Source organism: Micromonospora purpureochromogenes (assembly GCF_900091515.1).
GTDB classification, from domain to species: Bacteria; Actinomycetota; Actinomycetes; order Mycobacteriales; family Micromonosporaceae; genus Micromonospora; species Micromonospora purpureochromogenes.
This window is the reverse complement of record NZ_LT607410.1, coordinates 6,574,910-6,593,369: the sequence shown is the minus strand read 5'-3', so window position 1 is coordinate 6,593,369 and position 18,460 is coordinate 6,574,910. Positions and strand designations below refer to the sequence as shown.

Below are 18,460 nucleotides of genomic sequence, written 5' to 3'. Positions count from 1 at the left end.
TTGTCCATAGTCGATACGTCGGCCACGCCCAGGTTAGTCGACCGGCGCCAGCCGGGGCGACCCGCGGATCGACCGTCGGCACCCCTCAACCGCCCTGCGCCGGCGCTCCGGTGGCCGCCTTCGGCTGCGCTGACGGGGTGCCGGGGCCGTCGCCCGGGGCGAAGTAGGACAACGCGTCCTGCCGCTCCAGAGTCGGCCCGGTCGGGATCAGCGAGAGCAGCGACGCCGGCACGACCAGGGGCTTCACCCCGCCGTACCCGAGCGCGGTGACCGCGTCACCGGAGCGCTTCCCCAGCGGGTACCGGACCCCCTGCGGGCTGATCAGGTAGACCGTCGCGCCGGCCGCCGCCTCGGTGCCCTCACCGGCGCCGGGGGCGGCCTGGACCAGCACGCCCTTGCCGCCCGGCAGCAGCACCTCCTCGGCCGTCTCGACGGCGTCGCGCGAGCCCTGCCGCACCGCCGTCGCGCCGGTGGCGCCGGCCAGCTCGGGTGGCGTCCGGTCGAAGACCTCCAGGGTGGTGGTCGGCGCGCCGCCGGCCGGACCGGACCGGTAGCTGGCGCAGACCACCGTCTGCCCGGGGCGGACCGGATGCAGCGCGGGCAGCGCCTGCGGCATGCCGTCGGGCTCCACCCGCCGGTCGGACAGCTCGCCCACCTGGTCCGGGCTGATGTCGGTGACCTGACCGCCGTCGCTCTGCAACAGCAGGGCGCTCACCTCGCCGATGGAGACCAGGCCGTCGCGGGTCAGCACGTAGTGCTCGCCGGCGGCCCGGAACACCTGGCCGATCCGGGCCGGGCGGCCCCCGACCGACCGGCTGCTCGGCGTGCCGTCGCCGTCGATGCCCAGCTCCCGTAGCGCCGGCCCGGCCGGGACCGCGTTGAGCAGCTGCGCGCCGACGTCGAGCGCGGTGGCGTTGGCCATCCGCAGCGCGGCCAGCGCCGGGTCCCCGCCGACGATCTGGAGCCGGGAGCCGCCGGTGAGCAGGAAGCGCTGCCCGTCACCCCGGACCAGCACCGCCCGGTCGGCCAGCGGCGTGCCGCCGGTCAGCGGCCGGTCGATCACCACCCGGGTGGTCGACCGGCGGGAGTCGCCCGGGTCGGGCACATCGCAGACCGACCAGGGGAGGCCGACCAGCGACGTGCGGTCCGGCAAGGCGTCGGGAGCGCCGACGATGCCGACGGTACGACCCCGGGGCCGGTCCTCGATCGACGCGCGCGACATCGTCCGGGTCGGCGGGTCGGCCTCGTTGAGGATCAGCCGCGCCGAGGCGTAGTTCAACGTCGGGTGCAGCACCCCGTCGGCGAAGACGTACGTCGCGCCGGTCTCCCGCTCGATGACCAGCGTGTTCGCCTCCAGTGGCGCCGTGTTCCCGGTGAACTGGCCGTACGCGCCGGCCCCGCCGAGCACGATCGCGGCGGTGAGCACGCTGCCGATCACGGCCATGCCCAGCCGCCGCATCGGCAGGTTGGTGGTCTCGGGATCGCCGGAGAGCAGCGCGGAGACGATGCGGCGGGTGACGAAGCGGTACGCCTGCACCTGATCGCGGCGGGTCCGCATGTTTGACCTCCGGCGGGGGTGGGTCCGCGACGATCAGGTCCGAACTCCGCCGCGGGCTTCCCTACGATAAGGGGCCACGGGCGGGTCATCGGGACCCCCGCCCGTCCTCCGGCACCGCACCGCCCCGCCGGATGCCCATGATGTCCAGAAGGGACGCTCACCGATGACGCAGCTCCAGGCGCCACCCGGTCGTACCCCCGCCGCCCCCGACGCCGTGGCCGACCGGCCGGTGGTGCCGGCCGACCGGCGCGGACGCGGCCGGATCGGGCCGGTCGCCGTCGGTCAGCTCGTCGTGCTGGAACTCTGCGCGCTCGCCGTCTGGGCCGCGTTGGGCGGGCCCGGCTGGGTGGTCGGTGTGGTCGGCGGCCTGGCCCTGTTCGCGACGGCGGCGGCGTTCGGCCGGCGCGGCGGCCGCTGGTGGTACGAGGACCTGCTGCTGCGCCGCCGGTTGGGGCGCCGCCGCGAGCAGGCCCGGGAGGCGGTCGCCCAGGGTGCCGTGGTCGATCCCCGGCTGGCGGCGCTCACCCCCGAACTCAACGTGATCGAACTCACCGAGCGGGGTACCCGGCTCGGCATCGGCCAGGACGGGCGCGGCTGGTTCGCCGCGGTGGCGCTGACCGGGCGGCCCGGCGCGCCGGCCGGTTCGATCGAGGCGTCCGTGGTGGACCGTGCCCTCCAGGTGCTCACCGACTTCGCCGGCCCGGTCACCCTCACCCAGGTGGTGTCGCACACCCTGGTCTGGTACCCGGCGCCGGGCGCGCCACCGGCCGCCCACCGGACGGTCTGGGTGGCGCTGCGCCTGTCCGTGCGGGACGCCCGGACCGAGACGGTGACCCGCGGCGGCGGGATGCGCGGCGTGCATCGCACGGTCGCGGCCGGCGTCGGGCGGCTGGGCAAGGCGCTGAACGCGGCCGGGCTGAGCCACCGGGTGCTCGGCCGGGACGAGCTACGGGCCGCGGTGGTCTCCGCGGCGGGCCTCGACCTCGCCCCGGCGGCGCCCGCCGAGACCTGGACGGGCCTGCGCGGCGGCGGCTGGACGCAGCTCTGCCTGACCCTGCGCAAGCGGCCGGCGGCGTCGCTGGGCACCCTGGTGGATGCGATCACCTCCACCTCGGCCCCGTCGCACACGGTGGCGGCGGTGGTGGTGCCGGGCGGGCGGCCGGTGCCGCCCCTGCTGCGCGTCGCCGCCCAGGACGGCCACGTCGAGGCGCTGGTCAAGGTAGTCCGCGACATGGCCCGCCGGTGCGGCATCCCGGCCGGGCCGCTGGACGGCCAGCACGGGCCCGGGGTCTACGCCACCACGCCGGTCGCCACCGCGGCCGGCACGTTCAGGGTCGGAGATTGACGATCCAGCCGTAGAGCCCGCACACCCAGAACGCCAGCGGCACCAGCGAGACGATCAGCAGGATCTCGACGATGTCCAGGGTCCGGCCCCAGACCGGCGAGATCGGCTTGCCCGCCACGCTCAGGCCGTAGATCAGGCTGACCACCGCGGTCAGCAACAGGCCGCCGAGGACCAGCCCGAGCCGGGTCACCAGCGAGCCGCCGGCGAAGGTGGCCGCCGCGGTCAGCGCCAGCCCGGCGGTCCCGGTGACGAGCACCGGGGTGCGCTGGGCGCGCCCGATGAACGGCCGGGCCCGCAGCAGCGACAGCAGCGCCAGCACCAGGCAGAGCAGCACCGCCGGCAGCCGGCCGTTGCCGGCGAGCACCACCTGGCTGCCCAGCACGAGCAGCGACACCGTCCACAGCAGCCCGGTGAGGAACGCGTCGGCGCGCTCGCTGAGCCGCAGCACCCGGCGGCCGTCGACCGTCTCGGTGTCGGTCTTCAGGTCGTCCGGGCCGGTGGGGATGGACGGCACGGGCAGCCGGGCCAGCCGGTAGGCGGCCATCGGCAGCGCCGGCAGCGTCGCGAACGCGACGGTGGCGACGATCGCGGCGGCGGCCGCCGCGCCGATGCCGAAGGCCAGCGAGAGCAGCGCACCGAGTGCCACCGCCGCGCCGACCGCGACGGCCCCGAAGAACAGCGGCATCCGGTCGCCGACCGCCAGCGCGGCGACCGCGGCGAAGAGCACCACGGCGGTACCGGCCAGCAGCACGTGCGGACTCGCCAGCTCGGTCAGCGTCCGGTCGCCGGCCAGCACCAGCAGGCCACCCACGGCGGCGTAGCCGAGGCCGGCCATGGCGAGCACCGAGCCGGTCCGGCTGTCACCGGCCGCCCGGGACAGCACCGCCGCGCCCACCACCAGCATCACCGCCATCAGCAGGGCGGCCACCGCGCCCGGCAGCTGCGGCGGGCCGGCCAGCAGCGTGACGACCGCGCCGACCCCCAGCGCCACCGCCGCCATCAGCACCGAGAACGTGCGGGTGGTGCCGACCTGCCAGGTGCCCGGGCGCTGGTTGGTCGCCGTCGCGACCGCGTCCACCACGTCGTCGAAGACGATCTCCGGGGCGGCCGCCGCGCGCGGGTTGAAGTAGAGCACCTCGCCGTCGCGGACCCCGAGCTGCGCGGCGGTACGGCCACCGTCGAGCGGCTGGCCGCCGAGCCGGGCCAGGCTCCAGCCACCGTGCCGTACGCCCTCGTCGGCGAGGTCCTCGCCGGCGTATCGGAGCAGGGTGGGCAGCAGGTCAGCCAGGGGCACGTCGGACGGCAGTGCCAGATCCATCCTCGTCCGGGGTGCCACGATGGTGATCCGGCTCAACCCGCCGGTCGCCGACTTCGTCGCCACTGTGGCCTCCTCGTGCTCTCTCAGATCCACCTCGGCCGGCGGCCTCGCCCCCGTGGGTCCACGACGCCCACGGGAGATTACCTACGATGGCGGGCACGTACGATGCCCACCCGACGACTCAGGTCGGTCGCGAAACTGCATCAGGGCCGCTTCTGGGGAGGAGACAGCCGTGAGCACGGTGGTGTTCCGCCGGCTTCCGCGTCAACCGGGGCCCGCGCTGCCGCGCGGCGAGGTGCTGCTGGAGTCCCCTCCGGAGCTGCCCGAACAGACGCCCCGAGGCATGGGCCAGCTGTTGATGATCCTGCCGATGGTGTGTGGGGTCGGCGCCATGGCGTTCCTCTACGCCGGTCGGGGCGGCGGCATGATGACGTACGTCGCCGGTGGCCTTTTCGGGGTGTCCATGTTGGGCATGGCGATCGGCTCGCTCGGCAACGGCGGCAACGACAAGGCCGAGCTGAACGCCGAGCGGCGCGACTACATGCGCTACCTGGCCCAGATGCGTAAGCGCACCCGGCGCGCAGCCGAGCAGCAGCGGGCCGCGATGACCTGGCGGCATCCGGAGCCGGACGCGCTCTGGTCGATCGCCGCGTCCCGGCGGATGTGGGAACGGCGGATCACCGAGGACGACTTCGGCGAGGCCCGGATCGCCACCGGCCCGCAGCGCCTCGCCGTGGAGATCGTCCCGCCGGAGACCAAGCCGGTGGAGGACCTGGAGCCGATGAGCGCGATCGCGCTGCGCCGGTTCGTCCGGGCCCACTCCAGCGTGCCCGAGCTGCCCACCGCGCTCTCCCTGCGGGCGTTCAGCCGGATCGTGCTGCGCGGCGACCGCGCGCCGGTGCTGGACCTGACCCGGGCGGCGCTGGCCCAGCTGGCCACCTTCCACGCTCCCGACGACCTGATCCTCGCGGTGGTCGCCGCGCCCGACCGGCAGCAGGTGTGGGACTGGGTCAAGTGGCTGCCGCACGCCCACCACAGCGCGCGGACCGACGCCGCCGGCGCCCGCCGGCTGGTCTTCGCCAGCCTGGCCGAGGCCGAGGAGTCGCTCGCCGACGAACTGGCCGGGCGGCCCCGCTTCGCCCCGGAGGCCAAGCCGCTGACCAGCGCCCCGCACGTGGTGGTGGTGATCGACGGCGGCGAGGTGTCGGCGACCTGCCAACTGATGGGGCCGGGCCTGCTCGGCGCCACCACCATCGACCTGTCCGGCACCATCCCGCGCGACGCCGGCCGCTGGCTGCTCTGCCTGGACGCCGGTGACGGCAGCTCGCTGGAGCTGGTCCGGGGCGCCTCCAGCTCCCGGCTCGGCACGCCGGACCGGCTCAGCGCCGAGGCCGCCGAGGGCCTGGGCCGGCAGATCGCGCCGTACCGGCTGTCCCAGCAGCAGACCACCTCGGACGAGCCGCTGGCCCGCAGCATGGAGCTGCCCGACCTGCTCGGCGTCGGCGACGCGGCGGCGGTCGACGTGCAGCAGACCTGGCGGCCGCGCAGCCACCGCGACCGGCTGCGCATCCCGCTCGGCGTGGGCCCGGACGGCAACGTCGTCGAGCTGGACTTCAAGGAGTCCGCGCACGAGGGCATGGGCCCGCACGGCCTGGTGATCGGGGCGACCGGCTCCGGCAAGAGCGAGCTGCTGCGCACGATCGTCGGCGCGCTGGCGGTGACCCACTCGTCCGAGGAGCTCAACTTCGTCCTGGTCGACTTCAAGGGTGGCGCGACGTTCGCGTCGCTGGAGGCGTTGCCGCACACCAGCGCCGTGATCACCAACCTGGCCGACGAGCTGCCGCTGGTCGACCGGATGCGCGACGCGCTCGCCGGTGAGATGACCCGCCGGCAGGAGGTGCTGCGGGCCGCCGGCAACTACGTCTCCCGGTTCGACTACGAGAAGGCCCGGGCCGCCGGTGAGCCGCTCGCCCCGATGCCGAGCCTGCTCATCATCTGCGACGAGTTCAGTGAGCTGCTCGCCGCCAAGCCGGACTTCATCGACCTCTTCGTGATGATCGGCCGGCTGGGCCGGTCGCTCGGCGTGCACCTGCTGCTGGCCTCCCAGCGGTTGGAGGAGGGCAAGCTGCGGGGGTTGGACACGCACCTGTCGTACCGGATCGGTCTGCGGACCTTCTCGGCGGTGGAGAGCCGGATCGTGCTCGGCGTGCCCGACGCGTACGAGCTGCCGAACGCGCCCGGCCACGGCTACCTGAAGACCGACACCAGCACCATGCTGCGGTTCCGGGCGGCGTACGTGTCCGGGCCGTACCGGGTGCCGGGGGAGGGCCAGCGCTCGTCCCCGGCTCTGGTGCAGCGCCGGATCGTGCCGTACGGGGTGAACTTCGTGCCGGTGCAGGTCCCGCAGGCGCCGGTCGAGGTGGCCCCGGCCGAGGAGAAGCCGGCCGACGGCAAGGCCGTGGCGATGCTGGACGTGCTCATCGAGCGGCTCAAGGGCCGGGGCACTCCGGCGCACCAGGTGTGGCTGCCGCCGCTGTCCGAGCCGCCGAGCCTGTCCGAGCTGCTGCCGCCGCTGGCCGTGCACTCGACCTTCGGGCTCTGCACCGCGACCTGGCCGGGCCGGGGGCAGCTCACCGTCCCGGTCGGGGTGGTCGACCGCCCGTACGAGCAGCGGCGCGACCCGATGCTGGTGGAGCTGGCCGGCGCGGGCGGCAACGTGGTCATCGTGGGCGCCTCGCTCAGCGGCAAGAGCACCCTGCTCCGCTCGATGATCGCCTCGCTGGCGCTCACCCACACCCCGCGCGAGGCGCAGTTCTTCTGCCTCGACTTCGGCGGTGGGGCGCTGCGCAGCCTGGACGGGTTGCCGCACGTCGCCGGGGTGGCCGGCCGCCGGGACACCGAGGCGGTGCGCCGCACGGTGGCCGAGGTGGTGGCGATCCTGGACGACCGGGAGACCCGCTTCGCCCAGCACGGCATCGACTCGGTCGCCAGCTACCGCCGGCGTCGGGCGGCCGGCGAGTTCGCCGACGACCCGTTCGGCGACGTCTTCCTGGTGGTGGACGGCTGGAACACGCTGCGCCAGGAGTACGAGGAGCTGGAGCAGACGATCACCAACCTGGCCAACCGTGGCCTGGGCTTCGGCGTGCACGTGGTGCTGACCGCGGTCCGCTGGGCGGAGATCCGGATCAACATGCGGGACCTGCTCGGCACCAAGCTGGAGCTGCGCCTGGGCGACGCCAACGAGTCGGAGATCGACCGGCGGGCCGCGGCGAACGTGCCGACCGGCGCGCCGGGGCGCGGCCTCACCCGGGACAAGCTGCACTTCCTCACCGCGGTCTCCCGGATCGACAACCGCCGCGACATCGAGGACCTGACCGAGGCGTCGGCCAAGCTGGCCCGGCACGTCGCGGACGCCTGGCCCGGCGCCCCGGCGCCCAAGGTGCGGCTGCTGCCGCGCAAGCTGCCCTTCACCGAGCTGGTCCGGGTCGCCGACCGGTCGGCGCCCGGCCTGCCGATCGGCGTCAACGAGTCGGCACTCGCGCCGGTCCACCTCGACCTGGCGAACGAGCCGCACCTCACGGTCTTCGGCGACGCCGAGTGCGGCAAGACCAACGTGCTGCGGTTGATCGCCCGGGGCATCACCGAGCGGTACACCCCGGCGCAGGCGCGGATCGTGATCGCCGACTACCGGCGCGGCCTGCTCGGCGCGGTCGAGGGCGACCACCTGCTCGACTACGCGCCGTCCAACCAGGTGTTCAGCCAGGGCCTCGGGTCGATCCGCAGCGCCCTGCAGAACCGGCTGCCCGGGCCGGACGTCACCACCGCGCAGCTGCGCGACCGCAGCTGGTGGAAGGGGCCGGACCTCTACGTCCTGGTCGACGACTACGACCTGGTCGCCTCGGGCGGCAGCAATCCGCTCAGCGCGCTGCACGAGCTGCTGCCGCAGGCCCGCGACATCGGCCTGCACCTGATCATCACCCGTCGGGTCGGCGGCATCGCCCGGGCCCTCTACGAGCCGGTGCTGCAACGCCTGCGCGAGCTGGACTCGCCGGGCCTGCTGATGTCGGGCAACCGCGAGGAGGGGGCGGTCTTCGGCACGCTGCGGCCGAGCCCGCAGCCGCCGGGCCGGGGCACCCTGGTCCGCCGCCGGGACGGTCAGCAGCTGATCCAGACCGCCTGGGTCGAGCCGGTGTGAGCGGGATGACCGGCCTCGATCCGGTCACTCGACAGGGCAAACACGTCGGTCGATAGGTGGGAAGGGCTCGACGGGGGGCGAGCGGTCCGTCCACAATGAGTCATGGTGTGTGCGGTATCCCGCCCGGGCAGGGCTGCGCGCGCTGGACACGGTGGGCTACCGTCTCCTACGGAGTGTCCGTCGGTGGGGTGTTGGCCTTGCCGCGGGGAGGGCGCGGCAGATTCCGCCGCCACAACATGACGGAAGGGTGTGAAGCATGGCGTTCGAGGTCGAAGCAGCGACTCTGCATACCGCCGCGAGTGACGTGCGGTCCACGCGCAGCGAGGTCGACGGCGAGCTGAAGAAGCTGTGGAACGTGGTCGACGACCTGGCCATCGCCTGGAAGGGACAGGCGTCCACTGGCTTCCAGTCGCTGATGAACCGCTGGAACGAGGACACGGTCAAGCTGCTGACGGCGATGGACAACATCGCTGACCTGCTCGACAAGTCGGGTACGACGCACCAGGTCAACGACGAAGAGCAGCAGCAGATGCTGGACAAGTTCCACTCTGCTCTCAACCCGTGATCCGCCGAGAAGAGCAGGGGAGGAAATCATGAGCATCAAGGTTGACTACGCAGTTCTCGAGAGCGCCAACCAGCAGATGCAGTCCATCTCGAAGACCATCGACGAGAAGCTGGACACGCTGCGGTCGATGCTGTCGAAGCTCCAGTGGGACGGCCAGGACCGGGCCGCCTACGAGCAGCACCAGGCGCAGTGGGACACCGCTGTGCGCGACATCAACCGCGTCCTGAACGAGATCGGCGGTGCGGTCGGCGTGGCGCGCGAGAACTACGTCTCCACCGAGATGAGCAACTCCAAGGTGTGGGGCTGAGATAATCGCCCCGTCGCGGCTCCGGTCCGGCTCGACCGGACCGGAGCCGCACTGCGTTGCGAGTCGTCGAGGTCCTGGGAGTGTCATGCGTACGCGGAAGAGTCTCCGGCCGGTGCTGCGGTCCATTATGGCCGCGCTGGCCCTGGCGGTCGCCGCCGGAACGGTTCCACTGGCAGCGCCGGCCCCGGCCCGCGCCGCCGACACGGTACGCGGCCTCCAGTGGTACCTCGACGCGCTGAAGATCCCGCAGGCCCACAAGGTCACCAAGGGGCGCGGCGTGGTCGTCGCCGTCCTCGACACCGGGGTCGAACCCGAGGTCCCCGACCTGCGCGGCCAGGTTCTCCCCGGCTACGCCACCGGCGCGGACGGGTCCGCGAAGGGCTGGGGCACCGACGACGACATCGCGCACGGCACGGCCATGGCGGGCATCATCGCCGGGCGTGGCGGGGGGAAGATGCGCCAACTCGGCATCGCTCCCGAGGCCAGGATCCTGCCCATCTCCATCGGTACCCGGCTCCAGGCCGATGACATCGCGAAGGGCATCCGCTGGGCGGTGGACCACGGCGCCGATGTGATCAACATTTCGATGGGCACCAAGGAAGCCGCGAAGCCGGAAGAGGTCGCGGCCGTCGGGTACGCCCTCGAGAAGAACGTCGTGGTCGTCGCCTCCGCCGGCAACGTCCACCAGGGCTACGTCGGCGTCGCCTCGCCGGCGGACATCCCCGGAGTGATCGCGGTGACCGGGCTGGGCAGGAACGGCTCGTTCTTCGGAGACAGCGTGCGGGGCCCGGAGTCCGTGCTGGCCGCGCCGCAGGAAGAAGTCATCGGACCGCTGCCCACCTCGGTGTCCGACAACGGCTACGGCGTCAGCAGCGGCACCAGCGAGTCGGGCGCGATCGTCTCCGGGGTGGCGGCGCTGGTCCGGGCGAGGTACCCGGACCTGGACGTGGCCAACGTGGTGAACCGGCTCATCCGCACCGCCCAGGACCGCGGCCCCGCCGGCCGGGACGACGAGTACGGGTTCGGGGCGGTGGACCCGGTGGCGGCGCTGACCCGCTCGGTGCCGAACGTGTCGAGCAACCCGCTGCTGGCCGGCGCGCCCGCCGGAGGTGACGCCGAGAACGGGTCGCAACCCCTGCCGGAGCGGTCGAAGGACGACGGCCCGATCGTGTCGTTCGGCGTGAAGAACGGCACCGGTGCGCTGATCCAGGGCGCGCTCTGCCTGCTGGTGCCGATCGCGGTGGCGATCCTGGTGATCGTGCTGGTGCGCCGATCCCGCCGCCGCCCGGCCGCCCCGCCGGCCGGTCCCGGCTTCCCGCCGCCGTCCGGCCATCCCGTTCCCGCTGGCCACGCCGTGGCGCCGGGCACCGTCCCGGGCGCCCGTGGCCCGTACCCGCCCGCAGCCCCGCACGGCGTGCCCGGCCAGGTGCCGCCGGGTGCCTACGGTCCGCCCGGTGCGGCACCCCACGTTGCCCCGTGGCCGCACCCGGGGGCGACGCCCCCACCGCCGCCGGCCCCGCCGGGCTCCGGCGTGCACCACCAGTAAGCCAGAAAGTCTGATCGGCGACGGGGAGGAACCGATGACGGACGACAGGACGCAGCAGTCGGACAGGGTCGAGATCGACACGCCCAACGTCCCGGTGGCACCCACCATCACGCCGTTCGTCTACTACGACGGCGTCTCGCTGGACAACGTCAACAAGGCCCACCGACCGGCGCACCTGACGCCCGCCCCGGGCGGCGCGGGCGCCAAGACCGAGTGGGACGCCTCGACCCTCGACAAGGCCATCACGTGGCTCGACGACCACGCCGAGTTCCTCAACCAGCAGTCCTACAAGATGGAAGAGGACATCCGGAAGTGGATGGGCAACGCCACCGGGGCGGCGGCGGTGGGCGGGGGCGGTGAGAAGAGTCCGCTCGGCGGCTTCGAGCGGGCCAACGCCCTCGCCGCCAAGCACGCCGGTCTCTATGACAGCACCCAGACCAGGCTGCGGGAGCTCGCCCGTGAGCTCTGGAAGGCCGCCAACGCGCTCCGGAAGGTCAAGGAGAACTACGACACGGCCGATGAGCGCAACCGGATGAACGCCAACCAGATGCAGAACGCCATCAACAGCGCGTCCAGCCGCGCCGGGAAGAACTGAGTCGGGGGAGGCGGCAGATGCCGAGTTGGGAAGAGATGTGCCAGCAGATCGTCATCGACGGCAGGCCCGGTGACGTCACCAGCGCCGCCTTCGGCTGGGAGCAGCTGCTGAAGAACCTGAACACGGTCAAGCAGAACCTCGAAACCAACGTCAAGGACCTCGGCGAGACCTGGAAGGGGCCGGCGTACGAGGCGTTCAAGACCCACATCGAGGGGCTCGCGAAGGCCACCGGCGAGGTGGTCGCGGACGCCGAGAGCCGGGGCGGCATCGTGCACTCGCTGAAGGACGCCGCGGACAAGCTGAGCGCCGCGCAGGCCGAGTTCCCGGTCCCGGCGAGCTGCATCAACGACGTGCTGGAGGCCCGCAACGCCCGGATCACGATCAGCGCCGGGTTCTTCGAGATGAAGGTCAAGCCGGACTTCCTCGGCCTGGCCGACCCGATCAGCTCGATGGTCGACTGGTTCAACGACAAGACCGACGACGCCCAGGGGGTCTACGAGAAGGTCAGCGGCCACTACCTGACGATCGACGAGAGTCTCGACGTGCCGACCGGCAACGACCAACCCAGGCTCAGCGACACCGTCGAACGGCCGGACCTCGGCGGGGGTGGCGGCGGTGGTGGTGGTGGCGTGCCGGACATCGGCGGGGCGCCCTCCACCGGGGGCATCGGCGGCAGCCCCTCCCTGGGCGGCGTCGGCTCGCCCCCCGGCCTCGGCTCGGGCGGTCCGAGCATCGGCTCCGGCGCCCACCCCGAGCTCTCCTCCGGCACCGGCGGCTACGGCGGCGGCGGCACCGGCAGCCTCGGCGACGAGTACGGCAGCGGTCTGGCCGGTGCCGGCGGCGGCGTCGGCACCCTGCCCGGCGCGGGTGGCGGTGGACTGCCCAGCACCACCGGCCTCGGCTCCGGTGGCGGTCTCGGCGGTGGCAGCGGCCTCGGCGGCGCCGGTGGCATGATCCCCGGCGGCGGCTCCCTCGGCAAGGCGGTGAGCACCGGCATGCCCGGGATGATGGGCGGCGCGGGCGGTGCGGGTGCCGGCCGGGGCGCGGGCCGCGGTGCGGGCCGGCTCGGCGGCGGCATGGGCGGAATGGCCGGCGGCATGGGCGGTGCGGCCGGTCGTGGCGGCGCCGGCAAGGGCGCGGCCGGCGGCGTCCGGGGCGGTGCCGGGGCCAAGGGCGGCATGGCCGGCATGGGCGGCGGCCACGGCGCCGGCTATGGCGAGGAGGAGGCTCCCCGCAACACCTGGCTGGAGGAGGACGAGGACGTCTGGGGCGCGGACGGCGGTGCCGCGCCCGGCATCCTGCGCTGAGCGTCGACAGGGAGCGCCGTCCACGGTCACGTGGGCGGCGCTCCGCCGCTCGTGGGGGCGCAGTGCCTTTCGTGGGGGCGCAGTGCCGTTCGGGGAGCGCTCCGCCGTTCGTGGGGCGCTCCGCCGTTCTTGGGGGTGCAGTGCCGGTCGGGCGCTCCGCCGTTCGTGAGGGCGCTCCGCCGTTCGGGCTGCTCCGCCGTTCGTGGGGGAGCGCGTCGGCGGTCGGTCAGGCGTCGGCGGTCTCCGCGCGGCGGCCGGGCCGCCACTTCCGTCGGCGGCCCAGGGCCACGATCGGTCGGGCCGCCAGCAGCGCCAGGGCGAGCACTCCTGCGGCACCGGCGACCCAGAGCGCCACGGTGCGCTGCCAGCCCATCGGGTCCTCCGCCGCACCGGGTGGCGGCATGGCCCCGACCGGGGGATCGGTCCGGGTGCCGAGCAGGCTGGTCAGCGACCGGTACGGGTTCACCACCCCGTACCCGAGCTCGGGGTTGTGCCCCTCGGGCGGGTTGTCGGCGGTGCGGGTGAGCCGGTAGGCGACCTGTTCCGGAGTGAGGTCGGGCCGGGCGGCGCGGATCAGCGCCGCCGCGCCCGAGACGTACGCGGCGGCGAAGCTGGTGCCGCCCTGCGGCTCGGCGAGGTAGCCCTGGCCGCCCGGGGCGGGGCCGACGATGTCCAGCCCGGGCGCGGCGATGTCCACGTAGTTGCCGCTGACCGAGCTGCCGACGTGACCGCCCTCCCGGTCGACCCCGGCGACCGCGATGACCCCCGGGTACGCGGCCGGGTACGCCGGCAGGTCCTGCTGCTCCTGCTGCCGGTTGCCGGCGGCGGCCACCACCACGACACCCTTGCCGAGCGCGTAGTCGACGGCGCGGGCGAGTTCCGGGTGGTCCACCGTGACCAGTGACAGGTTGATCACCTGGACGTCCTGGTCGGCCGACCAGCGGATCGCGTTGGCGATCTGCACGGGCAGGCCGGGGTCGCTGGTGCGCTGGGTGTCGGGCAGGACCCGGACCGGCAGGATCCGGGCCGCGGGCGCGATGCCGCTGTACGGGGCTCCGGTGTCGTCCCGCCCGGCGATGATCCCGGCGACGATGGTGCCGTGGCCGGCCAGGTCGCACCGGCCCTGCATGGACGGCAGGCCGTTGAAGTCGCGGCCCTCGCGCACCTGCCCCTTGAGCAGCGGATGGCTGGGGGAGACGCCGGAGTCGATGACCGCCACGGTGACCCGCTCACCCCGGGTGATCCGCCACGCCGACGCCGGGTCGAGCCGGCGCAGCGCCCACGGTGTCTCGGCGGGGGCGACCCCGCCGGCCGGGCCGGGGCAGTTCGGGGCCGCCACGGCCGGTGCCGGCGGCACCACGAGCGAGGCGAGCAGGGCCGCCACCACTCCACCGAGGACGGTCCGGGATGGACGCCCGGAGGTCTCGGTCAGCGCCGTCCCAGTCGGCCGGAAGCTCTCGCGCACGCGCTGAGATTACCGCCGCCGCGCCCGGGACGGGGCGACGGGCGGTCCGACCTCCAGGCGCCCCGCGCCCGACCTTGCCCACCGACGAGGCAACCGGACGGGGCCGCGGTCGCGCTGTGGTCGACAGGACCGACGTCCGGGCAGGCCGGCGGTCGGTCGGGCCCGTGGTCGGGCCGTGGTCGACCGGACCGACGCCGGGGCGGGACGGCGAGTGCCGCGCGGTCGGCGCGGAGCGCTGGGAGCGGTCGTCAGGAGCTGGACTCGGCGCGCTCGCCGGTGAAGAGGGCGAGCAGGTCACCCACCTGACGGTCGGACTCGGCCGGGTGCCGGAAGTGGCCGCGCGGGTTGACCGTGTACTCGTTGCGCCGGCCCACCCGGGTGCGGTGGAGGTAGCCGCCGGCCTCCAGGTCGGCGACGATCGCCTGCGCGGCGCGCTCGGTCACCCCGACCTCGTCGGCGACGTCCCGCAGCCGGGCGGTGGGGTTGCGGGCGATGGCGAGCAGCACGTGCGCGTGGTTGGTGAGGAACGTCCAGTTCCGGGTGCTCCCGTTCTGCGCAGTCGTCGCCATGCCCGTCATGGTATGGCCAGTCCATCGGCTTTTCCGCCCTGGCTCCCCCCGCAACTGTTCCCGGCCGCCGGCACGTGGGACACCGCGGCGAAACATCACGCCGGTGCCGGCCCAAAGTATGAAATCCGTATCACGTAAACCTTGACGTACCTTCTGCTGCGTGTGACGGTGGGCGGCGAGGCCGCCTCCGTCGCCGGCCGGGTGTGACCAGGTCGATCTCGCGAGGGACCGAGGTGAGGCAATGACCCTGACCGATCCGACGCAGGCGCTCGCCGAGCTGCAAGCCGGCAACCGGCGCTTCGTGACGGGCGCGCCCCGCCACCCCAACCAGGACTCACTGCACCGGACGGCGGTCGCCGACGGCCAGCACCCGTTCGCGGTGATCGTCGGCTGCTCCGACTCCCGCCTCGCCGCCGAGATCATCTTCGACCGGGGCCTGGGTGACCTCTTCGTGGTCCGTACCGCCGGGCACACCGCCGGCCCCGAGGTGCTCGGCAGCGTCGAGTACGCGGTGAGTGTCCTGGGCACCCCGCTGGTGGTGGTGCTCGGCCACGACTCCTGCGGGGCGGTGCAGGCCGCCCGGGACGCCGCGCGGACCGGCACACCGCCGGACGGGCACCTGGGGGCGGTGGTGGACGCGGTGGCGCCCAGCCTCCGACGGGCCGCCGAGCAGGGCGTCGACGACGTCGACGGGATCGTCGACATCCACATCGCGCACACCGTCGAGGCGCTGCTGGCCAACTCCGCCGTGCTGGCCGCCGCGGTCGCCGACGGGCGGTGCGCGGTGGTCGGGATGTCGTACCGGCTCGCCGCCGGTGAGGTGCAGACGGTGGCCGCGGTGCCGAGCGTCGTGCCGGCCCAGGCCGGCGATCGGGCGACCGCCGTCGCCGGCTGAAACCCCTGTCGTACGCGACGAGGGCCGCCCCCACCGGGGGGCGGCCCTCGTTCCGTACACGTCGCGCGCTAGAGCATCGACATGTGCACGTGGTCGGTGTGGTTCGACGGTCCGCTGTACGACTTCCACCCGGTGGCCGGGAACCAGATCTGCCGGTTCCAGATCACGTAGTAGATGCCGAGCCGGTCGGCGTTGCGGATCAGGAACGCGGCGACGTTGTTGCCGTACATCCGGGTGTCGTTGTTGTGCCAGGGTGCGAAGCCGCTCCGCTGCAACGACCAGTCGCAGGCCTTGCCCTTCGGGTGCTCCCACGGCCCACCCGGCCGGTAGCAGCCCGCGAAGCGGTTGAAGCCGGCCCGCCGGACCTCCTTGTACGCGTGCAGGGTGCGCGGCGTGATGGTGCCGGAGGTGGTCGGGTCGTCCTCGGTACGCGACTCGGGCCGCCAGCTGCCGTCGGGCAACCGGCCGGGGCCGATCCGGGCGACCGGCGAGGTCGCGTCGACCAGGCCGCCGGTGAAGCCCCGGCCGCCGACCAGTTGGAGGGCCTTCTCCGCCTCCCGGCTTTCCCGGGCCATGTCGTTGGTGAGCTTCTGCTGCTCGCGCACCTCGGCGTCCAGCGCCAGCTTGGCCTGCTCCGCGCGGTTCTTGGCGGCGGTGACCTTGGCCAGCTTCTGCGCGTTGACCATGTTCAGCTCGTCCAGGGCGGCCGCGCGCCGGACGAACGAGTCCGGGGCGTCGCTCTCCAGCAGCATCGCCACCGCGCCGATCCGGCCGGTCCGGTACGACTGCGCCGCGATCTGCGAGACCGTCGGCTGCAACGCCGCCAGCTCGTCCTGCGCGCGCCGCACCTCCAGCGCGAGCTGCTGCTGGCGCTTCTTGGACTTCTCCAGCTGCGTCTTGGCCTTCGAGTACTCGCGGTTGCGCAGCTCGATGACGTCGGTGAGCAGCTTGGGCTCGTCGTCCTCCTCGTGCCCCGAGGGGGTGGGGGTCGAGGGTGCGGCGATCGCGGCTGTCGGGCCGCCGAGGATGGCCAGAGCGGCGAACACGGCCACCACCGGAGTCAACCAGCGGCGCAGGGGTGCCGTCACAGTGTTCCCTTCCGTCGACCGCCGACCGGGTTAGCTGACGGGTTCGGGACGGAAGTGGCCCCTACCGCTCGCGCGGATTCACCCCATGTACCTGGTTCCCCGGTTCGCCTCGCGGCGATTGGGCGGCGGCACCGCAGGCGCCGCTGCGCGCCTTCGGCGGTGACCGGCAGCGAGGTTACCCGAGAGTCGTACCGGGGATCTACGTCCAGAACCCGACTAAAACCGTTATTTCGTCGTAGCGATGCGTGACGAGTGACGCGTTCGTCAGGTTCCGCGTCGGCGTCGGTCACGCAGCGGAGTGTCACCATGCGGTGTCCGTGCTCCTTTCCGGGTCGGGCCACCGTGCGGGGGCCGGGGTGGACGGTCCGCCGGGACGCGACGCGCTCAGCGCCTCGAGCGCCGCGTCCCGGTCGGCGGAGGGGCGGGGCCTGGGTGCCGGTCCGGCATCCCGGGCCGGGTCATCGGCCGGGCCGCGACCGGCGGTGGCGACCAGCGCGGCCAGCGCGGTGGTCAGCGGTACGGCGGCGACCAGGCCGAGCGTCGCCACCGCGCTGCGGACGATCTCCTGGGCCAGGAACTCGCTGGTGAGGATCTGGCTCACCGGCCGGCTGTCGGCGGTGAGCAGGAGCAGCAGCGGCAGCGAGGCGCCCGCGTACGCGAGCACGATGGTGTTCACCGTGGAGGCGATGTGCGCCCGGCCGACCCGGGTGGCGGCCCGGTAGAGCTGCGTCCGGGACAGTCCGGGGTTGGCGTGCGCCAGCTCGGTGACGGTGGCGGCCTGAGTGACGGTGACGTCGTCGAGCACGCCGAGCGAGCCGATGATGATGCCGGCCAGCAGCAGCCCGTGCAGGTCGACGTCGTGCTGGTACATCGACAGCGTGGTGGCCTCCTCGCTGCCGAACCCGGTCAGGTGGGTGGCGGCGGTGGCCAGGCTGCCGAGCAGTCCGGTCAGCACCAGGCTGCCGAGCGTGCCGAGGACCGCCACCGAGGTCTGCGCGGTGATCCCGTGGGTCAGGTACAGCACCACGAACATGATCAGCGCCGAGCCGGTGATCGCGATCAGCAGCGGCGAGCCGCCCGCCGCGATGCCGGGTACGACGAAGGCCAGCAGGATGGCGAAGCTGGCGGCCAGCCCGGCCAGCGCGGCCAGTCCGCGCAGCCGGCCGAACGCCACGATCGCCGCCGCGAAGAGCGCCACCAGCCACACCATGGGCTTGCCCCGCTGGTGTTCGGCGATCTGATAGCTGGTGGCGGTGGGGTCGGCCGGGTCGGCGAGCTGGACCAGCACCACCTCGTCACCCACCGCCACGGTGGGCGCGCCCGGGCCGGCGGGCATCGGGGTCTCCACCTGCTGGCCGCTGTCCGGGCCCTGCTCGACCTTGACCGTCACGGTCCCGCACGGGCCCTCGGCCGCGCCGGGCGCCTCCGGTGTCGGTGGGCAGGGTTCGGTCACCACCCGGGTCACCGTGCCGTGGTGGCGCGCCGGCTCGGCACCTCCGTCGGCCGGCCGCGAGTCGCGCGGCCACAGCACCAGGGCGGCGATCACCGTGACGACGAACAGCGGGAGCACCGTCGCGACGAGGATCCGCCGCACCCCCGGTGGGGCGGACGGAGCGGGACGGGTGTGGTCGGCGCCCATTGCGAGTCTCCCAACGATCCAGAGCGGGGTACGTGTCAGCCGGCCGGTCGGTTCACCGGCGGAACGCG

General features: G+C 73.8%; 14 protein-coding genes and 1 riboswitch. Of the genes, 8 read left to right on the top strand and 6 right to left on the bottom strand.

Features of this window, described 5'->3' with window-relative positions:
• Positions 1-85 precede the first annotated feature (85 nt).
• The gene (eccB, locus tag GA0074696_RS30160) at positions 86-1,558 is read right to left on the bottom strand and encodes a type VII secretion protein EccB (RefSeq protein WP_088964216.1); all 1,473 of its coding nucleotides are present in this window, start codon (positions 1,556-1,558) and stop codon (positions 86-88) included.
• A gap of 163 nt (positions 1,559-1,721) precedes the next feature.
• Between eccB and GA0074696_RS30155 the strand changes: the two genes are divergently transcribed.
• Positions 1,722-2,903 carry a type VII secretion protein EccE gene (locus tag GA0074696_RS30155; RefSeq protein WP_088964215.1) on the top strand — a complete coding sequence of 394 codons (1,182 nt, stop codon included), beginning with the start codon at positions 1,722-1,724 and terminating at the stop codon, positions 2,901-2,903.
• Here the strand turns inward: GA0074696_RS30155 and eccD are convergent.
• The gene (eccD, locus tag GA0074696_RS30150; RefSeq protein WP_088964214.1) at positions 2,887-4,284 is read right to left on the bottom strand and encodes a type VII secretion integral membrane protein EccD; all 1,398 of its coding nucleotides are present in this window, start codon (positions 4,282-4,284) and stop codon (positions 2,887-2,889) included. The genes GA0074696_RS30155 and eccD overlap by 17 nt on opposite strands.
• A gap of 169 nt (positions 4,285-4,453) precedes the next feature.
• On the opposite strand from eccD, the gene eccCa reads away from it, so the two are divergent.
• From eccCa to GA0074696_RS30120, 6 genes are all read left to right on the top strand, one after another.
• A complete protein-coding gene (eccCa, locus tag GA0074696_RS30145) occupies positions 4,454-8,416 on the top strand; it encodes a type VII secretion protein EccCa (protein WP_088964213.1) in 3,963 nt (1,320 codons plus the stop codon).
• A gap of 256 nt (positions 8,417-8,672) precedes the next feature.
• Positions 8,673-8,981: a WXG100 family type VII secretion target gene (locus GA0074696_RS30140; RefSeq protein WP_088964212.1), complete on the top strand. Its 309-nt coding sequence runs from the start codon at positions 8,673-8,675 to the stop codon at positions 8,979-8,981.
• Between the two features lie 28 nt (positions 8,982-9,009).
• Positions 9,010-9,288 (top strand): WXG100 family type VII secretion target, encoded by a 279-nt coding sequence (locus tag GA0074696_RS30135; protein WP_088964211.1) that lies wholly within the window; start codon positions 9,010-9,012, stop codon positions 9,286-9,288.
• A gap of 112 nt (positions 9,289-9,400) precedes the next feature.
• On the top strand, positions 9,401-10,834 hold the full coding sequence (locus tag GA0074696_RS30130; protein WP_172894513.1) for a S8 family serine peptidase: 1,434 nt from the start codon (positions 9,401-9,403) through the stop codon (positions 10,832-10,834).
• Positions 10,835-10,868: 34 nt separating this feature from the next.
• The gene (locus GA0074696_RS30125) at positions 10,869-11,429 is read left to right on the top strand and encodes a hypothetical protein (RefSeq protein ID WP_088964209.1); all 561 of its coding nucleotides are present in this window, start codon (positions 10,869-10,871) and stop codon (positions 11,427-11,429) included.
• A gap of 17 nt (positions 11,430-11,446) precedes the next feature.
• Positions 11,447-12,736 carry a WXG100 family type VII secretion target gene (locus tag GA0074696_RS30120; protein ID WP_157746152.1) on the top strand — a complete coding sequence of 430 codons (1,290 nt, stop codon included), beginning with the start codon at positions 11,447-11,449 and terminating at the stop codon, positions 12,734-12,736.
• A 226-nt stretch (positions 12,737-12,962) separates the two neighbouring features.
• Here GA0074696_RS30120 and mycP read toward each other — a convergent pair whose 3' ends face one another.
• Both mycP and GA0074696_RS30110 read right to left on the bottom strand, forming a co-directional pair.
• Positions 12,963-14,201, bottom strand: coding sequence for a type VII secretion-associated serine protease mycosin (gene mycP, locus GA0074696_RS30115; RefSeq protein WP_231925202.1), 1,239 nt, complete (start codon positions 14,199-14,201; stop codon positions 12,963-12,965).
• Positions 14,202-14,449: 248 nt separating this feature from the next.
• Positions 14,450-14,779 carry a helix-turn-helix transcriptional regulator gene (locus GA0074696_RS30110; protein ID WP_088964207.1) on the bottom strand — a complete coding sequence of 110 codons (330 nt, stop codon included), beginning with the start codon at positions 14,777-14,779 and terminating at the stop codon, positions 14,450-14,452.
• 232 nt (positions 14,780-15,011) lie between these two features.
• Here GA0074696_RS30110 and GA0074696_RS30105 point away from each other — a divergent pair, with 232 nt between their 5' ends.
• Entirely contained in the window at positions 15,012-15,665 is a 654-nt protein-coding gene (locus tag GA0074696_RS30105; RefSeq protein WP_088964206.1) for a carbonic anhydrase, read from the top strand.
• A 68-nt stretch (positions 15,666-15,733) separates the two neighbouring features.
• On the opposite strand, the gene GA0074696_RS30100 is transcribed toward GA0074696_RS30105, so the two are convergent.
• Both GA0074696_RS30100 and GA0074696_RS30095 read right to left on the bottom strand, forming a co-directional pair.
• Positions 15,734-16,753: a coiled-coil domain-containing protein gene (locus GA0074696_RS30100; RefSeq protein ID WP_088964205.1), complete on the bottom strand. Its 1,020-nt coding sequence runs from the start codon at positions 16,751-16,753 to the stop codon at positions 15,734-15,736.
• A gap of 4 nt (positions 16,754-16,757) precedes the next feature.
• Positions 16,758-16,888: riboswitch (cyclic di-AMP (ydaO/yuaA leader) on the bottom strand.
• A gap of 166 nt (positions 16,889-17,054) precedes the next feature.
• Positions 17,055-18,392 carry a YibE/F family protein gene (locus GA0074696_RS30095; protein WP_088964204.1) on the bottom strand — a complete coding sequence of 446 codons (1,338 nt, stop codon included), beginning with the start codon at positions 18,390-18,392 and terminating at the stop codon, positions 17,055-17,057.
• Between the last annotated feature and the right edge of the window lie 68 nt (positions 18,393-18,460).

Excerpts from the sequence above, each read along its gene's own strand:
- eccB (WP_088964216.1), bottom strand. The coding sequence starts at position 1,558 with ATGCGGACCCGCCGCGATCAGGTGCAGGCGTACCGCTTCGTCACCCGC.
- GA0074696_RS30155 (WP_088964215.1), top strand. The coding sequence starts at position 1,722 with ATGACGCAGCTCCAGGCGCCACCCGGTCGTACCCCCGCCGCCCCCGAC.
- GA0074696_RS30140 (WP_088964212.1), top strand. The coding sequence starts at position 8,673 with ATGGCGTTCGAGGTCGAAGCAGCGACTCTGCATACCGCCGCGAGTGAC.
- GA0074696_RS30135 (WP_088964211.1), top strand. The coding sequence starts at position 9,010 with ATGAGCATCAAGGTTGACTACGCAGTTCTCGAGAGCGCCAACCAGCAG.
- GA0074696_RS30125 (WP_088964209.1), top strand. The coding sequence starts at position 10,869 with ATGACGGACGACAGGACGCAGCAGTCGGACAGGGTCGAGATCGACACG.
- GA0074696_RS30120 (WP_157746152.1), top strand. The coding sequence starts at position 11,447 with ATGCCGAGTTGGGAAGAGATGTGCCAGCAGATCGTCATCGACGGCAGG.
- GA0074696_RS30110 (WP_088964207.1), bottom strand. The coding sequence starts at position 14,779 with ATGACGGGCATGGCGACGACTGCGCAGAACGGGAGCACCCGGAACTGG.
- GA0074696_RS30105 (WP_088964206.1), top strand. The coding sequence starts at position 15,012 with ATGACCCTGACCGATCCGACGCAGGCGCTCGCCGAGCTGCAAGCCGGC.
- GA0074696_RS30095 (WP_088964204.1), bottom strand. The coding sequence starts at position 18,392 with ATGGGCGCCGACCACACCCGTCCCGCTCCGTCCGCCCCACCGGGGGTG.